At 70.7% G+C, this 17,022-nt stretch carries 13 protein-coding genes and 1 pseudogene; 5 read left to right on the forward strand and 9 right to left on the reverse strand.

All coding sequences use genetic code 11. The features are described from left to right. Positions 1–246 precede the first annotated feature (246 nt). A complete protein-coding gene (locus FB561_RS30450; protein WP_145813504.1) occupies positions 247–909 on the reverse strand; it encodes a peptidylprolyl isomerase in 663 nt (220 codons plus the stop codon). Between the two features lie 149 nt (positions 910–1,058). Here FB561_RS30450 and FB561_RS30455 point away from each other — a divergent pair, with 149 nt between their 5' ends. From FB561_RS30455 to FB561_RS30465, 3 genes are all read left to right on the forward strand, one after another. After that, positions 1,059–2,564: a serine/threonine-protein kinase gene (locus FB561_RS30455; RefSeq protein WP_145813505.1), complete on the forward strand. Its 1,506-nt coding sequence runs from the start codon at positions 1,059–1,061 to the stop codon at positions 2,562–2,564. Between the two features lie 172 nt (positions 2,565–2,736). Continuing rightward, on the forward strand, positions 2,737–3,927 hold the full coding sequence (locus FB561_RS30460; RefSeq protein ID WP_145813506.1) for an acyl-CoA dehydrogenase family protein: 1,191 nt from the start codon (positions 2,737–2,739) through the stop codon (positions 3,925–3,927). A 115-nt stretch (positions 3,928–4,042) separates the two neighbouring features. Then, positions 4,043–6,826, forward strand: a complete 2,784-nt coding sequence (locus tag FB561_RS30465; protein WP_170284896.1) for an AfsR/SARP family transcriptional regulator — start codon at positions 4,043–4,045, stop codon at positions 6,824–6,826. 75 nt (positions 6,827–6,901) lie between these two features. Here FB561_RS30465 and FB561_RS30470 read toward each other — a convergent pair whose 3' ends face one another. Together FB561_RS30470 and FB561_RS30475 are read right to left on the reverse strand one after the other, a co-directional pair. Further along, positions 6,902–7,912, reverse strand: coding sequence for an ArsR/SmtB family transcription factor (locus tag FB561_RS30470; RefSeq protein WP_238335219.1), 1,011 nt, complete (start codon positions 7,910–7,912; stop codon positions 6,902–6,904). A gap of 219 nt (positions 7,913–8,131) precedes the next feature. Beyond that, positions 8,132–9,238 (reverse strand): magnesium and cobalt transport protein CorA, encoded by a 1,107-nt coding sequence (locus FB561_RS30475; RefSeq protein ID WP_238335220.1) that lies wholly within the window; start codon positions 9,236–9,238, stop codon positions 8,132–8,134. An 86-nt stretch (positions 9,239–9,324) separates the two neighbouring features. Here FB561_RS30475 and FB561_RS30480 point away from each other — a divergent pair, with 86 nt between their 5' ends. Then, the gene (locus FB561_RS30480; RefSeq protein WP_145813509.1) at positions 9,325–9,840 is read left to right on the forward strand and encodes a YflT domain-containing protein; all 516 of its coding nucleotides are present in this window, start codon (positions 9,325–9,327) and stop codon (positions 9,838–9,840) included. 69 nt (positions 9,841–9,909) lie between these two features. On the opposite strand, the gene FB561_RS30485 is transcribed toward FB561_RS30480, so the two are convergent. Further along, positions 9,910–10,944: an ArsR/SmtB family transcription factor gene (locus FB561_RS30485; RefSeq protein ID WP_145813510.1), complete on the reverse strand. Its 1,035-nt coding sequence runs from the start codon at positions 10,942–10,944 to the stop codon at positions 9,910–9,912. A gap of 211 nt (positions 10,945–11,155) precedes the next feature. Here FB561_RS30485 and FB561_RS30490 point away from each other — a divergent pair, with 211 nt between their 5' ends. After that, positions 11,156–11,671 carry a MaoC family dehydratase gene (locus tag FB561_RS30490; RefSeq protein WP_145813511.1) on the forward strand — a complete coding sequence of 172 codons (516 nt, stop codon included), beginning with the start codon at positions 11,156–11,158 and terminating at the stop codon, positions 11,669–11,671. A gap of 29 nt (positions 11,672–11,700) precedes the next feature. Here FB561_RS30490 and FB561_RS30495 read toward each other — a convergent pair. From FB561_RS30495 to kdgD, 5 genes and pseudogenes are all read right to left on the reverse strand, one after another. Beyond that, a pseudogene (locus FB561_RS30495) lies at positions 11,701–12,993 on the reverse strand (alpha-L-fucosidase); the annotation flags it as partial. Positions 12,994–13,097: 104 nt separating this feature from the next. Further along, a complete protein-coding gene (locus FB561_RS30500) occupies positions 13,098–13,484 on the reverse strand; it encodes a universal stress protein (RefSeq protein ID WP_145813513.1) in 387 nt (128 codons plus the stop codon). Then, positions 13,481–14,431, reverse strand: a complete 951-nt coding sequence (locus FB561_RS30505; protein ID WP_145813514.1) for a 2-hydroxyacid dehydrogenase — start codon at positions 14,429–14,431, stop codon at positions 13,481–13,483. The genes FB561_RS30500 and FB561_RS30505 overlap by 4 nt, the downstream gene beginning before the upstream one ends. Before the next feature lie 71 nt (positions 14,432–14,502). Then, positions 14,503–16,092 (reverse strand): aldehyde dehydrogenase (NADP(+)), encoded by a 1,590-nt coding sequence (locus FB561_RS30510; protein ID WP_145813515.1) that lies wholly within the window; start codon positions 16,090–16,092, stop codon positions 14,503–14,505. After that, entirely contained in the window at positions 16,092–17,006 is a 915-nt protein-coding gene (gene kdgD / locus FB561_RS30515) for a 5-dehydro-4-deoxyglucarate dehydratase (protein ID WP_145813516.1), read from the reverse strand. The genes FB561_RS30510 and kdgD overlap by 1 nt, the downstream gene beginning before the upstream one ends. Between the last annotated feature and the right edge of the window lie 16 nt (positions 17,007–17,022).

The following is a 17,022-nucleotide window of genomic DNA, read 5'->3' on the forward strand; positions in this document are numbered from 1 at the left end:
AACCAGCAACAGACCACCGACCGGGTACGCCGGCGCCCACCCACCTAGCCAAGCTAGCCCGAACACCCACCGAGTTGCCGCTGTCCGCCGCCAAAGGGTGAACGGGGAGCCGGGACTGCGGACACGTGCTGGGGTCTGCGGACGTGTGCTGGGGGCTGCGGACGTGGTGCTGGGGGCTGCGGACATGTCCGCGGACCCCAGACCCAAGCGCTCGCCTCGCAAGTCGCCGGGGGCAAGGGGATTCGGTTAGTGGAGGGTGGTGACCTTGAGGATGCGGACCGGGTGGGTGGGCGGGCCGTCCTGGTCGGGGTCGGCGATGCCGGCGGCGACGATGCGGTCGAAGGTGCTCATGCCGTGCACGACCTGGCCGAGGACGGTGTAGTTGGGGTCGATGTTGGCGAAGCTGTGGACGACGAAGAACTCGCTGCCGTTCGTCCCGGGACCCTGGTTGCCGTAGGCAACGGTGCCGCGGGGGTAGGTCTCCTGGCCGGTCACCTCGTCGGGGAACTTGTAGCCCGGGCCGCCTTCTTCCTGGCGGTAGATGTCGCCGCATTGGAGGACGCCGAGGCGGGCCGAGTTCGTCAGGCGGAAGCACCGGGTGCGGTCGTAGAACCTGCTCCGGACCAGGTGGACGAAGTTGTGCACGCCGCAGGGTGCGTTGCCGCGGTCCATCCGGACCACGAACGGGCCGTAGTTGGTGAGGAAGTACACGTTCACCTTGCCGCGGGCCTTGGCGGTCGCGGACGGGACCGTGACCGGTTTGGCGGCCGGGTTCTCCGGGGTGGGGGTGAACTCGCACTGCACGGAGGGTGACCCGTGACCGGCGGGCACGGCCGCCGCGGGCGTCGTCGTCAGTGTCGCGGCGAGCAGTGTCGTCGCGATCAGGGCGGGGAGAAGTGATCGCTTCATGCGACCAACCTAATACGCATCGTGCCGACGCGGGCCGCCTTCATCCACAGGCCTGTGTCAAGAAAACGCCGCGCACTCGCTCTCGCCGCCGCGGCCACCTAAGGTGGGGCGTCGATCCGCCCAGGACGAAGGTTCAGTGAGGTGTTGTGGTGAACGGCGAGCTACTCGCGGAGCGGTACCGCCTGGTCGAGCTGCTCGGCCGCGGCGGCGCCGGTGAGGTCTGGCGGGCCGAGGACGAGGTACTGGCCCGTTCGGTCGCGGTGAAACTGCTGCGCAGCCTCGACGGTGACCAGATGGACGCCGTCGAGCGGTTCCGTATCGAGGCCCAGGCGGCTGCCCGGCTGACCCACCCGAACGTGGTCGCCACGTACGACGTGGGCGCGGCCGGTGACCAGATCTTCCTGGTGATGGAGCTCGTCCAGGGCACCGACCTCGCCCAGTTGCTGCGCGGGAACGGGCTGCCGACCGCGAAGGTGGTCGCCGACATCGCCGTCCAGGGCGCCCGCGCACTCGACGCGGCGCACGCGGCCGGCATCGTGCACCGTGACGTCAAGCCCGCCAATCTGCTGCTCGCCACCAACGGCACGCTGAAGATCACCGACTTCGGTCTCGCCCACACCGGCGGACTCAACGGCGCCACCGGACCCGTCCTGCTCGGCACGGCCGCGTACATCTCGCCGGAGCAGGTCCGTGGCGCGTCGGCGACCCCCGCGAGCGACTGGTACTCCTTCGGCTGCGTCCTGTACGAACTGCTCGAAGGCGCGCCGCCGTTCGTCGCGGAGACGACCGACCTGGTGCTGCGTCAGCACCTGGACGCCACCCCGATCCCGGTGCGCCGTACCGACGGGCCGCCCGGGCTCGCGGACCTGGTGATGCGGTTGCTCGCCAAGGACCCCGCGGACCGCCCGTCGTCCGCGGCCGAGGTCACCGGCCTGCTCAACGGCACCACGGCGACCGCGCAGGTCGCGCAGGCCGCGCAGGCAGTCCCGGACGCGCCCGACAGTCTCACCCGGGTGATGCCGTTCCTCGCCGACGCCCCACAACCGGCGACGGCCCAACCCGGCAACGAGCAGTACGCGCAGTACGGCGATGAGCGGTACGACGACGAGTGGGAACCGCGTCGCCGGGCCTTGTACCCCAAGATCCTTGTCGGCCTGGCCGTCGTCGTGGTCGGCGTGCTCGCGGCCGCGTTGCTGCGGCAGGGCGTCGCTGAGCCGCCGGTGCAGGCGGGTGGTCTCCCGACGACCCCGCCACCGGCCGCCAAGGTGACGGCCAAGGCGAAGCCGACCGTGACGCCGACGCCCAAGCCGACCCCGAAGGCCACCCCGAAGAAGACGCCCAAGAAGACCCCGGAGCAGCCGAAGACCGGCCAGGCCGCGCTGAAGCAGCTGGCCCAGCTCGTCCGGCAGAGCAGCAAGGAAGGCCGCGAGGGCCGCTCGGTGCGGGAGGCCGCGAAGGACCTTGACCAGGCCGCGAGCGCGCTGGCCGACGGCGACGAGGAGAAGGCTGCCGAGCAGTTCAACGACGCGCGGCGCCGGCTCTACTTCGCCCAGCGGACGCAGAACTGGCAGCCGACCCAGCAGATCGTCACACTGTTCAACAGCGTGGGCCGCAGCCTGGCCACGTCCGGCGACGGCCGCAACTCCGAGGAGTAGGCACCAGCCACTGCACCACCGCTGCTACTGCGCGACCGCTGGTCGAGCACCCCGGGCGTGAGGCACACGACGGCCTCCGGGTGGTCGGTGTCACAGCGGGTGTCCTGCCGCCGCCGCGATGCTGGGAACCGCGATACTCGCGGGTAGGCGATCTCGACGCAAGGAGCCGCAGATGAGCAGGTTGCAGCAGACCGAGGGTCTCACCGACATCCAGGAGGAGATCCTCAAGACGGTCCGGGCCTTCGTCGAGGCCGAGATCCTGCCGGTGGCGACCGAGCTGGAGCACCAGGACGAGTACCCGACCGAGATCGTCGAGGGCCTCAAGGAACTCGGCCTGTTCGGGCTGATGATCCCCGAGGAGTACGGCGGGCTCGGCGAGTCGCTGCTCACCTACGCGCTCTGCGTCGAGGAGATCGCGCGCGGCTGGATGAGCGTGTCCGGCATCATCAACACCCACTTCATCGTCGCGTACATGCTGCTCCAGCACGGCACCGACGAGCAGAAGCAGAAGCACCTGCCGCGGATGGCGACCGGGGAGGTCCGGGGCGCGTTCTCGATGTCGGAACCGGGCTGCGGGTCCGACGTGTCCGCGATCAAGACCAAGGCGGTCAAGGCCGCCGACGGGTACACGATCACCGGCCAGAAGATGTGGCTCACCAACGGCGGATCGAGCAACCTGGTCGCCGTGCTGGTGAAGACCGACGAGGGCGCCGACTCGGTCTACAAGAACATGACCACCTTCCTGGTCGAGAAGGAACCGGGCTTCGGCGAGGTCGCACCGGGACTGAGCGTGCCGGGCAAGATCGAGAAGATGGGCTACAAGGGCGTCGACACCACCGAGCTCGTGTTCGACGGGTTCGCGATCGAGGCCGGCCAGATCCTCGGCGGCGTTCCGGGCAAGGGCTTCTACCAGATGATGGACGGCGTCGAGGTCGGCCGGGTCAACGTCGCCGCCCGGGGCTGCGGGGTGGCCCGGCGCGCGTTCGAGCTGGGGATCTCGTACGCCCAGCAGCGGGAGACGTTCGGCAAGAAGATCGCCGACCACCAGGCCGTGCTGTTCCGGCTGGCCGACATGGCGGTCAAGGTCGAGGCCGCGCACGAGCTGATGGTGAAGGCGGCCCGCAAGAAGGACAGCGGGTCCCGCAACGACTTCGAGGCCGGTGTCGCGAAGTACCTGGCCAGCGAGTACTGCGCGCAGGTGGTGGAGGACTCGTTCCGGATCCACGGCGGCTACGGCTTCTCCAAGGAGTACGAGATCGAGCGGCTGTACCGGGAGGCGCCGATGCTGCTGATCGGCGAGGGCACCGCGGACATCCAGCGGATGATCATCGGCCGCCGGCTGCTCGAGGACTACAAGCTCTGACGGTCACGCTGCGTGGTTTCTTCGCGCCGACGGACCGGTCGCCGCGATAGCCTGCCAGCCTGCGACTGGGGAGCGGAGGCCGATGACTGGCGGGGAACGAACAGGTCCACGCGTCGTGATCCGCTTGCTGGGCGGTGTCTCCGTCCAGGTCGACGACCGGCCCGCTGAGCTTCGCGGCGACCGGTTGCGCTCCTTGCTCGCGCTGCTCGCGTTGGCGGCCGGCAGCAGTGTCAGCAAGTCCTCGCTGGTCGAGCGGATCTGGGGCGAGTCACCGCCGGCCGATGCGAGCCACAGCCTGCACACCCTGATCAGCAGATTGCGCCGCGCGATCGGAGCCGACCTGATCAGCACGGCGCCCACCGGCTACACGCTGCTGGTCGTCCCCGACCAGGTGGACGTACTGCGCTTCGCCGGGCTGCAGCGCGTCGCGGCGCAGATGGGTGACCGTGAGACCGAGCTGACTCTGCTGACCGAGGCCCTGGAGTTGTGGACGGGCCGGCCGTTCGAGGGACTCGCGCCCAGCTGGTTCGAGTCGGTCGCGCTGCCCCCACTCGTCGAGCAGTACCTGCTGGCCGTCGAACGCCGCCTCGAACTCCGCGACGACCCCGACCGCCGAGGGACCGAGGACCCGAGCGGCCGCATCGGTGCGGACCTGGCCGAGCTCCGCGAACTCACCACGGCGTACCCCCTGCGCGAGTCTCTGTGGGTGCGCCTGCTCCGCCTGCTCGCCCGAAGCGGCCGTACTGCCGAGGCGCTGGAGCTGTACGAGAGTGTGCGGCAACGGATCGCGGAGGAACTCGGTGTCGATCCAGGTGCGGAGCTGCGCGCGGTCCATGCGGAGTTGCTCGCCGGGGAGACGCCCGTACCCGCTCCGTCGGTGAAGCCGCCGGTTGCGCCCAGTCAGCTGCCCGCCGACGTGCCCGGTTTCTGCGGACGCAAGCAGGCACTCGCGGAGCTCGACCGGATGACGGCCGCCCATGGACCGGAATCTGTGGTCACTCTTGTCCTGCACGGGCCGGGCGGTGTCGGCAAGACGAGTCTGGCCGTGCACTGGAGCCACCAGGCCGCCGCAGAGTTCCCGGACGGCACGCTCTTCGTGGATCTCGGCGGCTACGGTCCCGGCGAACCGGTCGAGCCGTCGGTCGCGCTGGGGTACCTGCTGCACGCCCTCGGCGTACCGGCGGGGCAGATCCCGGCCGAGGTGGACGGACGGAGTGCTTTGTTCCGCTCCACGTTGGCGGGGCGGCGCATCCTGCTGGTGCTCGACAACGCGCGCAGTGCCGAGCAGGTCCGGCCGTTGCTGCCGGGCCGAGGCGCAGTCGTCCTGATCACCAGCCGCAGCCGCCTGCGGGGACTGGTTGCCCGGGAGGGAGCACGGCAACTTCCCGTGGACCAGTTGTCCGAGGCGGACGCGCGGACCTTGCTGACCGACCGGATCGGCCCACCGGTGACCACGGAGGCGAAGCTGCTGGACCAGTTGGCGCACAGCTGCAACCACCTGCCGCTCGCCCTGGTGATCGCGGCCGAGCAGGTGGCGCATCGGTCCGGCTCGGCCCTCGCGGAGCTGGTGGAGGAACTGGACGAGTACCAGCTGGACGCGTTCGAGACCGACGAGGACGTGGCGACCGATCTACGTGCCGTCTTCTCCTGGTCGTACCGTGCGCTGGAGCCAGAGGCGGCGCGGCTGTTCCGGATCCTCAGCCTGTACCCCGAGCGCCGCTTCGGCCCGCCCGCGGTTGCCGCGCTGGCCGGCCTGGACGAGCGGACCGTGACCAAGCTGCTCCGGCGGCTCACCGATCTGCACCTCGTCGTGGAGTCCGGCCCGAACCGCTTCCAGTTGCACGACCTGCTCCGCGCGTACGCCGGGGAACGGTTCGGCGAGCTGGACGATCCACGCGAAGCGGAGCGGGCCTGGGAGCGCCTGCTGGACTGGGCGATCCAGACGGTCCTCGCGGCGCGGCAAGTCCTCGGCGAACCGCGTCGGCTGGACTATCTGGACGACCCGTTGCCGACGACGGTCCCGCTGCGCTTCGAGGACCAGGCGGCCGCGCGGGCGTGGTTCGACCTGGAGCTGCGCGGCCTGATGGCGATGGTGGTCGGTGGCGCCGCCCGCGGTCTGTACGCGAGCGCGGGCCGCCTCGGTCTGCAGTTGTGGGTGCATCTGTCCCGCCTGGTCAGCCCGGACGAGTCGATCTCGATCCAGCGCATCGCCGTCGACTGCGGCCGCCGGGTCGGCAACCGGAAGCTCGAGGCGCTCGCGTACAACCAACTCGGGACGAGCTACGGCGCCCGCGGCGACCTGGATCGGGCCGAGCCCGAGTTGCGCCGGGCGCTGGCGACGTTCGAGGCGATCGACAGCGAGGTCGGGATCGCGTTGGTCCGCGGGAATCTCGGTTATCTGCTGCAGTTGCGGGGCCAACTGGACGAGGCGATCGAGCAACAGCAGCTCGCGTTGCAGAGCACCCGCCGGATGGGTGACGACCACGCGTCCGCGGCGAAGCTGAACAACCTCGCGATGACCTACATCGAGGCCGGCCGGTACGCCGACGCCAAGCGGACCGCGCTCGAATGCGTCGACCTGAGCCGCGACCTCACCGACAAACGGTCCCTGTGCTACGTCAACGACACCCTCGGCCAGGCGTACGTCGGACTGGGCGAGGTCGCGGCGGCCGCCGACCGGTACGAGACCTCGGTCCGGCTGAACCTGGAGATCGGCAACATCGCGCCGGCGGCCGCCACCCTGCTCCGCCTCGGTCAGGCCAGGTTCGACGACGGGGACGACAGGGCCGCCGCCGGTGCGTGGCAACGGGCCCTGGACCTCATCGACGCCCACAACCTGAGCACGATGAGCTCGCTCCGGGACGAGATCGCCGGCCACCTCACCACGCTCACCGGCTGACCACCGATCACGCTCACCGGCTGACGGCCGCGGCCGGGTCGGCTGCGGGGCGGAGCGGCCGACCCGGCCGGTGGGTCAGCCGCGGACGCGGTCCCGGGGAGTGCCGGAGCCGTGGCCGGACAACAGCCAGATGCCGAGCTGGGTGATCTCGTGCAGGACCGAGGCGCCGGCCCGGCGGGTCGTGATCAGCCCGGCCTCGCGCAGTACGGTCGCCTGGTGGCTGGCCGCGGCCGGCGAGATGTCGCACCGCCGGGCCAGCTCGGTCGTCGTACAACCGGTCACCGTCGCGTCCAACGCGGCCGCGCGGGTGGAGCCGAGCAGCGAGCCGAGTGCGTCGTTGGGTTTGCACCGCTCGACCGACGACTGCCGCAGGAACCCGGGCGCGTGGTGGATCGGGTAGACGAGGATCGGCTTCAGGTCCGGGTCGCGCAGCTTCGTCGGTACCTGCCAGCAGAACGCGGACGGCTGCAGCTCGATCCCGCGCCCGTCCAGGTACAGATCGCGGTCGTGCATGTCGAGCACCTGCAGGACCGGTGCGTTCCAGCGGACCCGCGGGTGCAGCGTCGACAGCAACCGGTCCACGCCGTGCCGCGCGAGCGCCTCACCGCGGTACGCCTGGTCGGCCGACACGTGGGTGCCGATCGCCTTCCAGTACGGGACGATCGCGGCGTCGTGGTACGTCCGCATGGCCCGACCGAGTCTCCGGATCGAGGCGCCGTCTCCTTGGGCGAGCTGGCGGATCCACGGCGACGCGGGCCGGTACTTGCCGAGCAGGTCGAGCTGGCTGCGGATCTGCTGCCGTGGCGTCGACAGGGTCAGCTCGAGCGAGGTCTCGAAGTCCGGCGCCGACGCGGCCGGGGTGAGGAAGTCGGGGGAGTAGCCGCGAGGTGGGGTCAGCTCGAGCAGTAACCGCATCTGGTCGGGGGCGACCTTCGTCCGGACGTGCCGCCGCCAGTCCTCGAAGACCAGCCGGCCGTCGGTGTGCTGGAGCATGTGCAGGCTGAGCAGGATCTCCCAGGCCGGCGCGGGCCGGGTCGAGATCGTGGTGCGCGCGAGGTCGCGCGGCGTGAAGTGGATCCGAAGCACGACACCCTCCCGGTGACCCGATCGGCACACGGCGTCCCGGACGCCGTGGTCGCGGATAGTGGCGGTCCGCTGACCTAGTGCGATGGCCGCATTAAACCGTGTGGTTTCCGGCTCGCACAACCCTTTGCCCCCCGGTCGAATCCGGGACTGACGGCCATGGCATCAGGTTGCCAACTCACCAAAACGGGTGAGAGGTGGAAAAGATATGACGGGAAGGTGTCAGAGCCAGCGATTACGCTTGAACAGCCGGTAGAGCAGCGTGCAGACGCCCAGCATCACCAGCAGCACCACGAAGTACCCGTACCTCGTCCGGGTCTCCGGCATGTTGTCGAAGTTCATCCCGTAGATGCCGGCGATCAGCGTCGGCGCGGCCAGGATCGCCACCCAGGCGGAGATCCGGCGCATGTCCTCGTTCTCCGACACCTGCACCTGGGCCAGCCCGGCCTGCAGGATCGAGCTGAGCAGCTCGTCGAACGAGACCACCTGCTCCTTGACCCGGATCAGGTGGTCGTCGACGTCGCGGAAGTAGTTCCGGGTCTCGTCGGCGATGAGCGGATGCCGGACCGTGGACAGCGCGCGCATCGGCCCGGTCAGCGGGGCCACCGCCCGTTTCAGTTCGAGCACCTCGCGCTTCAGCTGGTACACCCGGTCGATCGAGCGCCAGCCGCGTGGGGTGAAGATCTCGGTCTCGATCAGGTCGATGTCGGCCTGGACCGCGGTCGCCACGTCCAGGTAGGTGTCGACCACGTGGTCGGCGATCGCATGCAGGACGCCACCCGGGCCGGCCGCCAGCCGATCGGGCTGCTGCTCCAGGCGTTGCCGCAGGCCGGCCAGCTCGCCGTGGTCCCCGTGCCGCACGGTGATCACGAACCCGGGCCCGCAGAACACCATCACCTCACCCGACTCGACCACCTCGCTGGTCGCCGTCAGGTCCCCGTGCGGTACGTAGCGCACCGTCTTGAGCACGGAGAAGAGGACGTCGTCGTACCGCTCCAGCTTCGGTCGTTGGTGGGCCTCGGTGGCGTCCTCGAGCGCGAGCGGGTGCAGGCCGAACTCCTGCCCGATCACGGTGAGCTGGTGTTCGTCGGGCTGGAACAACCCGATCCAGACGAACCCCTCACCGCGGCGGGCTCGTTGCAACGCGTCCACGTACGAGTCCGTGCGGGCGTCGCGCTTGCCGTCGCGGTAGTACGCCCAGTCGACCAGGGCACCGTCCAGCTTGCCGCTGCCCACCAGGTCGAGGGGTGGGGGACCGTTGCCGGACCGACGCGCGAACACCCGTCCTACCCGGCGTGTCGCGCCCATGTCCCACCTCCGCCCGGCCATCGACGCGAGGCTATCAATGTGCCGTCGCTCCGGTGTTACCACGCGTCGGCAATGATGGAACCAGGCAAGAGCGGAGAGGAACGACGATGACCACCCAGGGCATGCCCTCGATGGACCCCCGGCCGACGGGCGTGACGATCGGCACGTACGACACCTACGCGGAGGCGCAGCGAGCGGTCGACTACCTCTCGGACGAGAAGTTCCCGGTCGAGCACACCACCATCGTCGGCAACAACCTGCGTCAGGTGGAGAAGATCACCGGCCGGCTGACCTGGAGCCGCGCCCTCACCGCCGGACTGGCCAGCGGGGCCTGGTTCGGGCTGTTCGTGGGCGTCCTGCTCGGGCTGTTCACCAGCGACGGCGGCTGGCTGGCCGCGTTGCTCACCGGCGTGGTGCTCGGCGCGGTCTTCGGGATCGCGTTCGGCGCGATCGGGTACGCCCAGATGGGCGGCCGCCGCGACTTCACCTCGCGCACCGCGGTGGTGGCGACGACGTACGACGTGCTGTGCGACCTGAAGTTCGCCGAGGAGGCCCGTAACCACCTGGCCAAGCTGGCGCTCAAGGGCGAGGTGGCTCCCCGCCTCCCCGAGCAGTCCAGCTGATATAGGTCACCACCCGACGACCAGGGGACCGGACCCGCTGAGGACGGCGGGTGCGGTGCCCTGATCTCTTCAAGGACCGTGGTCCGGGAGTTCCGGCGAGCCGGACTCACTTGCCGACGGACCGCGTCCTTCCAGTAGTGCCAGCCCCAGTGGTGTCGCCAGGTGCAGGACCGACTTGCCCTGCCGCTGGGACTCGATCAGCCCGGCACCCCGCAGTACGGCGGTCTGGTGGCTCGCCGTGGCGAGGGTGATGTCGCAGGCGTTGGCCAGTTCGGTCGTGGTGCAGCCCTTCACCGTCAGGGCCAGGACGGCGGCCCTGGTCCGGCCGAGCAGGGCACCGAGTCGCTGCTGGGTGTCCTCGATCACCTGGTCACCGCGGACGAGTCCGCCGGCCGTGGTGATCGGGAAGACCAGGACCGGCGACAGGTCGTGGTTCTCCAGCTTGGTCGGCTGCCGCCAGCAGAAGTACGACGGCTGCAGCCGCAGGCCGCGTCCGTCCAGGTGCAGATCCTGGTCGGCGAAGGGCTCGATCTCCAGGACCTGATCCCGCCATCGTGCGCGCGGGTGAATCCCTGCGAGCACGGACCCCACCCCGCCCGTCGCGAGCTGCGTGGCCCGTTCCCGGTGGTCCGCCCGGACCGCGGCCGACAGTGACGCCCAGTACGGTGCGAGCGCGCCCTGGTGGTATGCGCGAGCGACGTGCCCGAGCCGGTTCAGCGGCTCCGCACCGCCCTCCGCGAGATGGCGGACCCACCCAGCGGCCGCAGGACGCGCGGCCAGCTTGGACAAGTCGTGCTGGATCCGCTTCCGCGGGGTCGACAGCATGAGGTTGAGCGACGTACCGAAGTCGCCCGTCCCGATCGGCTCCTCCGACGGCGTCAGGAAGTCTGGGGAGTACCCGACGGGCGGGGCGAGCGCGGCCAGCGGCGCCACCAGGTCGCGGGGCAGCCGCCGGCGGATCCGCTGCCGCCAGGTGCCGAACGGTACCGGCCCGTCGTTGACCTGCAGCATGTGCAGGCTGAGCAGCAGCTCCCACAACGGGTCCGGCTCGGCCGCGAGCGTGGTCCGGGCGAGATCCTCGGCAGTGAAGTGGATGCGGAGCATGCCGTCCTTCCCTGGTACCTGTCCTGGCGTGGGGCACGTCACGTCGACGGCCCCCGCCGAACACAGATGCCTGCCGGCGCCTGGAGGGTTGCATCACAGCCGAACCGATTTCCGCCGCGGCGGGCTCGTCCTGAGAGGAAGGCCACGCGGCGAGGGACTGCCGCTGGTGGCGCGGTTCGGGTCACCATGGGCCCAGACGGAAGGAGCCCGGATGCAGTTCGGCCGCAGTTACGAGGAATTCGAGATCGGTGCCGTGTACAAGCACTGGCCCGGCAAGACGGTCACCGAGTCCGACGACCACCTGTTCTGCCTGCTCACGATGAACCACCACCCGCTGCACCTGGACGCCCACTACGCCGAGCAGACCACCCAGTTCGGCAAGAACGTTGTGGTTGGCAACTATATCTACTCGATCCTGCTCGGGATGTCGGTGCCGGACGTCAGCGGCAAGGCGATCGCGAACCTGGAGATCGAGTCGCTGCGCCACGTCGCGCCGACCTTCCACGGCGACACCGTGTACGGCGAGACGACGGTGCTGGACAAGTGGGAGTCGAAGTCGAAGGACGACCGCGGCGTGGTCTACGTCGAGACCAAGGGCTACAAGCAGGACGGCACCGTGGTCTGCGTGTTCCGGCGCAAGGTGATGGTGCCGAAGAACTCGTACCTCGAGCAGCGCGGCGGCGAGCAGCCCGGCCGGCCGGTGATGGCCGAGCCGCCCGCCGACTGAGGGTCAGGACAGACTGCGCCCGCTGAGCCTCAAGAGAGGAAGAGCTCGATCACCGGAACCGCGACGGCAGGCCGCTGGATCGGGAGCTTCAGGGTCAGCGTGTCCGCCGCCAGGCCGCCCATCGTGGTGTTCTGCGCCGCCTGATGCGGATCGTTGACGATCTGCTGGATCTCGGACGCGTCGTTCAGCAGCTGTGCGTACTTCACCTTGCCGGCCAGCCCGGGCAGGTGCACATGCTGCATCGGCCAGGAGAACAGGTGCAGGTAGAGCCGGTCACCGCGCTGTGTGTACCGGCAGTCGGCCGGCGCGGTGAACTCGCTCGGCCCCGCACCGCGGACGGACCGCTCGTGCAGCCGGAACCACTCGCCGATCCCGGCCAGCGTGTCCAGCGCCCGCGGGTCGAACTCGCCCCGGCCGGTCGGTCCGACGTTGAGCAGCAGGTTGCCGTCCTTGGAGACCGAGTCGACCAGCATCCGCACGAGCAGGTCGGGTGACTTCCAGTCCAGGTTGTCGCGGTCGTACCCCCAGCTGCCGTTCAGGGTCTGGCAGGCCTCCCAGAGCACCCGCTCGCCGTCCCGCGTCATCGGCCCGCTCGGCTGGTACTGCTCGGGCGTGACGAAGTCGCCGGGCAGGTCGAGCCGGTCGTTGATCAGGATGCCCGGCTGGAGTTCGCGGACCATCGCCATCAGTTCCTCGGACCGCCAGTCGTCCCGGCCCTTGCCGGCCGGGCTGCCGTCCTCGAACGTCCGGCCGGGGTAGGAGAAGTCGAACCACATGATGTCGATCGGCCCGTACCGGGTGAGCAGCTCGCGGGTCTGCGCGTGCAGGTAGTCGGCGTACACCTGGACGTCCCGGCCGGCCGCCTTGGCCCGGGCCTCCAGGTCGTCGCGCTGCGGGTGTACCGCGTCGATCGGGAACTCGGGGTGGTGCCAGTCGATCAGCGAGTGGTAAAACCCGACCCCGAGTCCCTCCGCCCGGCAGGCCTCGACGAACGGCCCGACCAGGTCCTGGCCCCACGGCGTCTGCGCCACGGTGTAGTCCGACACGGCCGAGTCCCACAGGCAGAAGCCCTCGTGGTGCTTGGTGGTCAGCACCGCGTACCGCATGCCGGCCTGGCGGGCCGCGCGGGCCCACTGCACCGGGTCGTAGAGGTCGGGCTCGAAGTGCTCGAAGTACGGCTGGTAGTCCTCGTCGGTGAGGCGCTCGCGGTTCTTCACCCACTCGTGCCGGGCGGGCAGCGAGTACAGGCCCCAGTGGACGAACAGGCCGAACCGCCAGTCGCGGAACCGTGCTTCGGACGACGGGGCGTCGGTCATGTGGCAACACTCCTCGAAGAGAGACTGGTCATCCGATCTTTATGAGCACCGGATGGCCGAGTCAAGGGTGAGGTGTGTCGCAGACGGCGAGAAGGTCGGATGTCTGTGGGTCAAGCGGGCGTGACTGGCGGCTTGACCGCGGTGACCGGGCAGGACGCGTCGAGCAGGACCTGCTGCGGGACCGAGCCGAGCACGAGCTTGCCGACGGGGGAGCGGCGACGCAGCCCGATCACCAGCAGGGCGACGTGCTGGTCGTAGGAGAGGTCGATCAGCTCCGAGCCGGCCTCGGACTCCGACGCGGCCGTGCGGACCTCGACGATCCGGCCGCCGACGGAGGCGCGGGCCAGGGCCAGGTCGGCCGCGAACTCCGGTGACGACGCGACCGGGTCGGCGGCCACGACCAGCAGGTCGTCGCCGCGGACGGTGCTCTCGAGAATCGCGTGGCCGAGGGCGGCACGGCCCTCGGCCTGGGTCAGGTAACCGACGACGACAGTCATCCGCGGACCTCCGGGATCGGGGTGAGCAGCCGGCCGTCACGCAGCCAGGCGGCGAGGTTGTCCAGGGTCAGCCGGGTCATGTCGGCCCGGGTCTCGACGGTGCCGCTGGCCAGGTGCGGCAGCAGTACGACGTTGTCGAGGGCAAGGAGTTCTTCGGGGACCCGCGGTTCCTTGGCGAAGACGTCCAGCCCGGCCCCGGCCAGCCCGCCGTCGCGGAGCAGTTCGACCAGGGCGTCCTCGTCGACGACCGACCCGCGAGCGATGTTGATCAGGTACCCCTCGGTACCGAGCGCCTCGAGCACCGACCGGTCCACCAGGCCGTTACTCGCCGGGCCACCGGAGGTCGCGACCACCAGGATGTCGCTGGCGGCGGCCAGGTCCCGCGGCGTCGCGTGGTACCGGTAGGAGGTGCCCGGGACCTCGCGGCGGGAGTGGTAGCCGATCGGGCACGCGAATCCCTCGAAGCGGGTCGCGATCGCCTGGCCGATCCGGCCGAGTCCGAGGATGCCGACCCGGCGCCCGGTGACCCGGCGGGTGAGCGGGTAGTCGCCGCCGCTCTCCCAGCCACCGGACCGGACGTACCGATCGGCGGCGGCCAGTCCGCGCAGGGTGTCGATGGTGAGCCCGAGCGCCGTGTCCGCGACGCAGTCCGTGAGGACGTCCGGGGTATTGCTGATCACCACGCCGCGTTCGACCGCGGCCGCCACGTCGGTGCTGTCGTACCCGACGCCGAAGTTCACGATGGCGCCGAGTTCGGGCAACGCGTCCAGCAACGCGCGGTCCACCCCGAACCGGCCGGAGGTCACCACGACCCCGATCGACGGCCCGTGCTCGGTGAGGAACGCGGCCTGCTCGTGCGGTGCGGGCAGAACGAGCGCGTCGTACGACGAGGCGAGCGCCTCGGCCAGGGCGGGCTTGAGGGCGCCCACCTGGAGGACCCGGGTCATCGCGATCCCTTCCGATCGAGGGCCGGGCCCCTCGGGACAAGGGCCCGGCCGGTCAGGAGATACGGCATGGCTCAGCCGCGGCCGAGCTCGCCGTCGACCAGCCGCCACAGGCCCAGCGAGTTGCTGGTGTCGATGGCCGCGGGCAACAGCTCGGCGGGCACGTTCTGGTACGCGACCGGGCGCAGGAACCGCTCGATCGCCAGCGTGCCGACCGACGTACTGCGGCCGTCGGAGGTGGCGGGGAACGGTCCGCCGTGCACCATCGCGGGGCCGACGTCGACCCCGGTCGGCCAGCCGTTGAACAGGATCCGGCCGACCTTCTCCTCCAACGCCGGCAGCAACTCGGCCGCGACCGCATGGTCGGACCCGGTCGCGTGCACCGTCGCGGTCAGCTGCCCTTCCAGGCCGGCGACCGCTTCGAGCAGCTCGGCGGTGTCCCGGACCCGAACGACCAGCGAGGCCGAGCCGAAGACCTCGTCCTGCAGAGCCGGCTCGGCGGCGAACGCGGCACCGGTCGTCCGGAACACGTGCGCCTGACCCGCGGCCACGATCGCGGCGTCGTCCTGGCCGGCCGCGACCTCCTCGACCTGGTCGAGCGCGCCGAGCTTGGCCACGCCCTCTGTATAAGAGGAGTGGATCCCCGCGTTCAGCATCGGCAGGGCCGGGCAGGCGGGGACCTGCTCGGCGACCGCGGCCTCGAACGCGTCCGCGCCCGGGCCGTCGACGATGAAGACCAGCCCCGGGTTGGTACACAGCTGGCCGACGCCCATCGTCAGCGAACCGACGTACCCGGTCGCGATGCCGGCCGCGTCGGCGGCGAGCGCCCCCGGCAGCAGGAACACCGGGTTGATCGACGACATCTCGGCGTACACCGGGATCGGGACCGGCCGCGCGGCCGCGGCATTCATCAGCGCCGTGCCGCCGGAGCGGGAACCGGTGAAGCCGACGGCCTTGATGCCCGGGTGCTCGACCAGGGCGATCCCGACCTCGGCGCCGGAGCCGTAGACCATCGAGAACACGCCGTCGGGCAGCCCGTGCTCGGCGACCGCGGCACGGATCGCGCCCGCCACCAGCTCGGACGTCCCGGGGTGCGCGTTGTGCGCCTTGACGACGACCGGGCACCCGGCGGCCAACGCGGCCGCGGTGTCTCCTCCGGCGACCGAGAACGCGAGCGGGAAGTTGCTGGCGCCGAACACCGCGACCGGCCCGAGCGGCACCTTGCGCTGCCGGATGTCGGGGCGGGGCAGCGGAGTCCGGTCGGGCAGCGCCGGGTCGATCCGGGCACCCGCCCAGCTGCCGTCGCGAACCACGGTCGCGAACAGCCGCAGCTGGTTGGTGGTCCGGGCCAGCTCGCCACGGACCCGGGCCTCGACGATGCCGGTCTCCAGCTGGACCCGCTCGACCAGGGTGTCGCCGAGCGCGTCGATGTTGTCCGCGACCTGGTCGAGGAACGCGGCGCGCTCCTTCGGCCCGGTGGCGCGGTATGCCCCGAACGCGGCGGCCGCGAGCTCGGCGGCCCGGGCGGCGTCGGCCCGGGTCCCGAGTCCGTACGCCGGTGCCAGCTGGGTCCCGGTCCGCGGGTCGGCACCGTGGACGGTGCCCGCGGTCCCGAGGACGCGCTCGGCGCCCAGGTACATCTCGCCGGTCAGCTCGGTCGGCATCAGATCACCGTCTTCACGAGGTCGGTGAGCTCGGCGAGCTCCTCCGGGGTCAGGTCCGTGAGCGGCGGACGGACCGGACCGGCCGGACGCCCGGCCGCGGTCAGGCCGGCCTTGACGATGGAGACGCCGTACCCGGGCTGGCGGTCGCGGATCGCGATGTACGGCACCACGAAGTCGCGGAGCATGGCCCGCACCTTGTCCCGGTCGTGCGCCCGGACCGCGGCGTAGAAGTCGGTGGAGAACCGGGGCGCGAAGTTGAAGATCGCGGACGAGTACGTCGTCACGCCGAGCTCGAGGTACGGCAGCGCGTAGGTCTCCGCGGTCGGCAGCCCGCCGATGTACACGAGCCGGTCGCCGAGGTGGGCGGAGAGGGTGGCGAGCAGGTCGATGTCGCAGACGCCGTCCTTGAAGCCGATGAAGTTCGGGAACTCGTTCGCCAGCCGGATCACGGTGGCGGCGTCGTACCGGGCGTTCGCGCGGTGGTACGCGATGACGCCGAGCGAGGTGGCCCGGCAGACCCGGGCGACGTGCTCGTACAGGCCGTGCTGCGGCGCCTCGGTGAGGTACGGCGGGAGCAGCAGGATCCCGTCCGCGCCGTCGGCCTCGGCCTGCTGGGTCATCGCGACCGCGGTGGAGGTGCCGTACCCGGCCGCGCCGAGCACCGGGGTCCCGTCCGTGACCTCCTCGCGGGTGGCGCGCAGCACGGTGGACACCTCGGCGTGGGTGAGCGAGAAGAACTCCCCGGTCCCACCCGCCGCGAACAGCCCGGCGACGTCGAACCCGTCGAGGTACTGCAGGTGCTCGCGGTACGCGGCCTCGTCGAAGGCGTAGTCGGGGGTCGTGTGGGTGACGGGGAACGACAGCAGACCGGCGCCGAGCGCGGTCGCGAGCTCAGCCGGCGAGAAGCGGCCCATCTGGATCTCCTTGGGT

Origin of the sequence: Kribbella amoyensis (assembly GCF_007828865.1) — a bacterium.
GTDB classification, from domain to species: Bacteria; Actinomycetota; Actinomycetes; order Propionibacteriales; family Kribbellaceae; genus Kribbella; species Kribbella amoyensis.

Bases quoted from the DNA above. Each gene is read 5' to 3' on its own strand.
- FB561_RS30510 (WP_145813515.1), bottom strand. From the start codon at position 16,092: ATGCCGACCGAGCTGACCGGCGAGATGTACCTGGGCGCCGAGCGCGTC.
- FB561_RS30480 (WP_145813509.1), top strand. From the start codon at position 9,325: ATGACCACCCAGGGCATGCCCTCGATGGACCCCCGGCCGACGGGCGTG.
- FB561_RS30460 (WP_145813506.1), top strand. From the start codon at position 2,737: ATGAGCAGGTTGCAGCAGACCGAGGGTCTCACCGACATCCAGGAGGAG.
- FB561_RS30475 (WP_238335220.1), bottom strand. From the start codon at position 9,238: ATGGCCGGGCGGAGGTGGGACATGGGCGCGACACGCCGGGTAGGACGG.
- kdgD (WP_145813516.1), bottom strand. From the start codon at position 17,006: ATGGGCCGCTTCTCGCCGGCTGAGCTCGCGACCGCGCTCGGCGCCGGT.
- FB561_RS30485 (WP_145813510.1), bottom strand. From the start codon at position 10,944: ATGCTCCGCATCCACTTCACTGCCGAGGATCTCGCCCGGACCACGCTC.
- FB561_RS30450 (WP_145813504.1), bottom strand. From the start codon at position 909: ATGAAGCGATCACTTCTCCCCGCCCTGATCGCGACGACACTGCTCGCC.
- FB561_RS30505 (WP_145813514.1), bottom strand. From the start codon at position 14,431: ATGACCCGGGTCCTCCAGGTGGGCGCCCTCAAGCCCGCCCTGGCCGAG.
- FB561_RS30490 (WP_145813511.1), top strand. From the start codon at position 11,156: ATGCAGTTCGGCCGCAGTTACGAGGAATTCGAGATCGGTGCCGTGTAC.
- FB561_RS30500 (WP_145813513.1), bottom strand. From the start codon at position 13,484: ATGACTGTCGTCGTCGGTTACCTGACCCAGGCCGAGGGCCGTGCCGCC.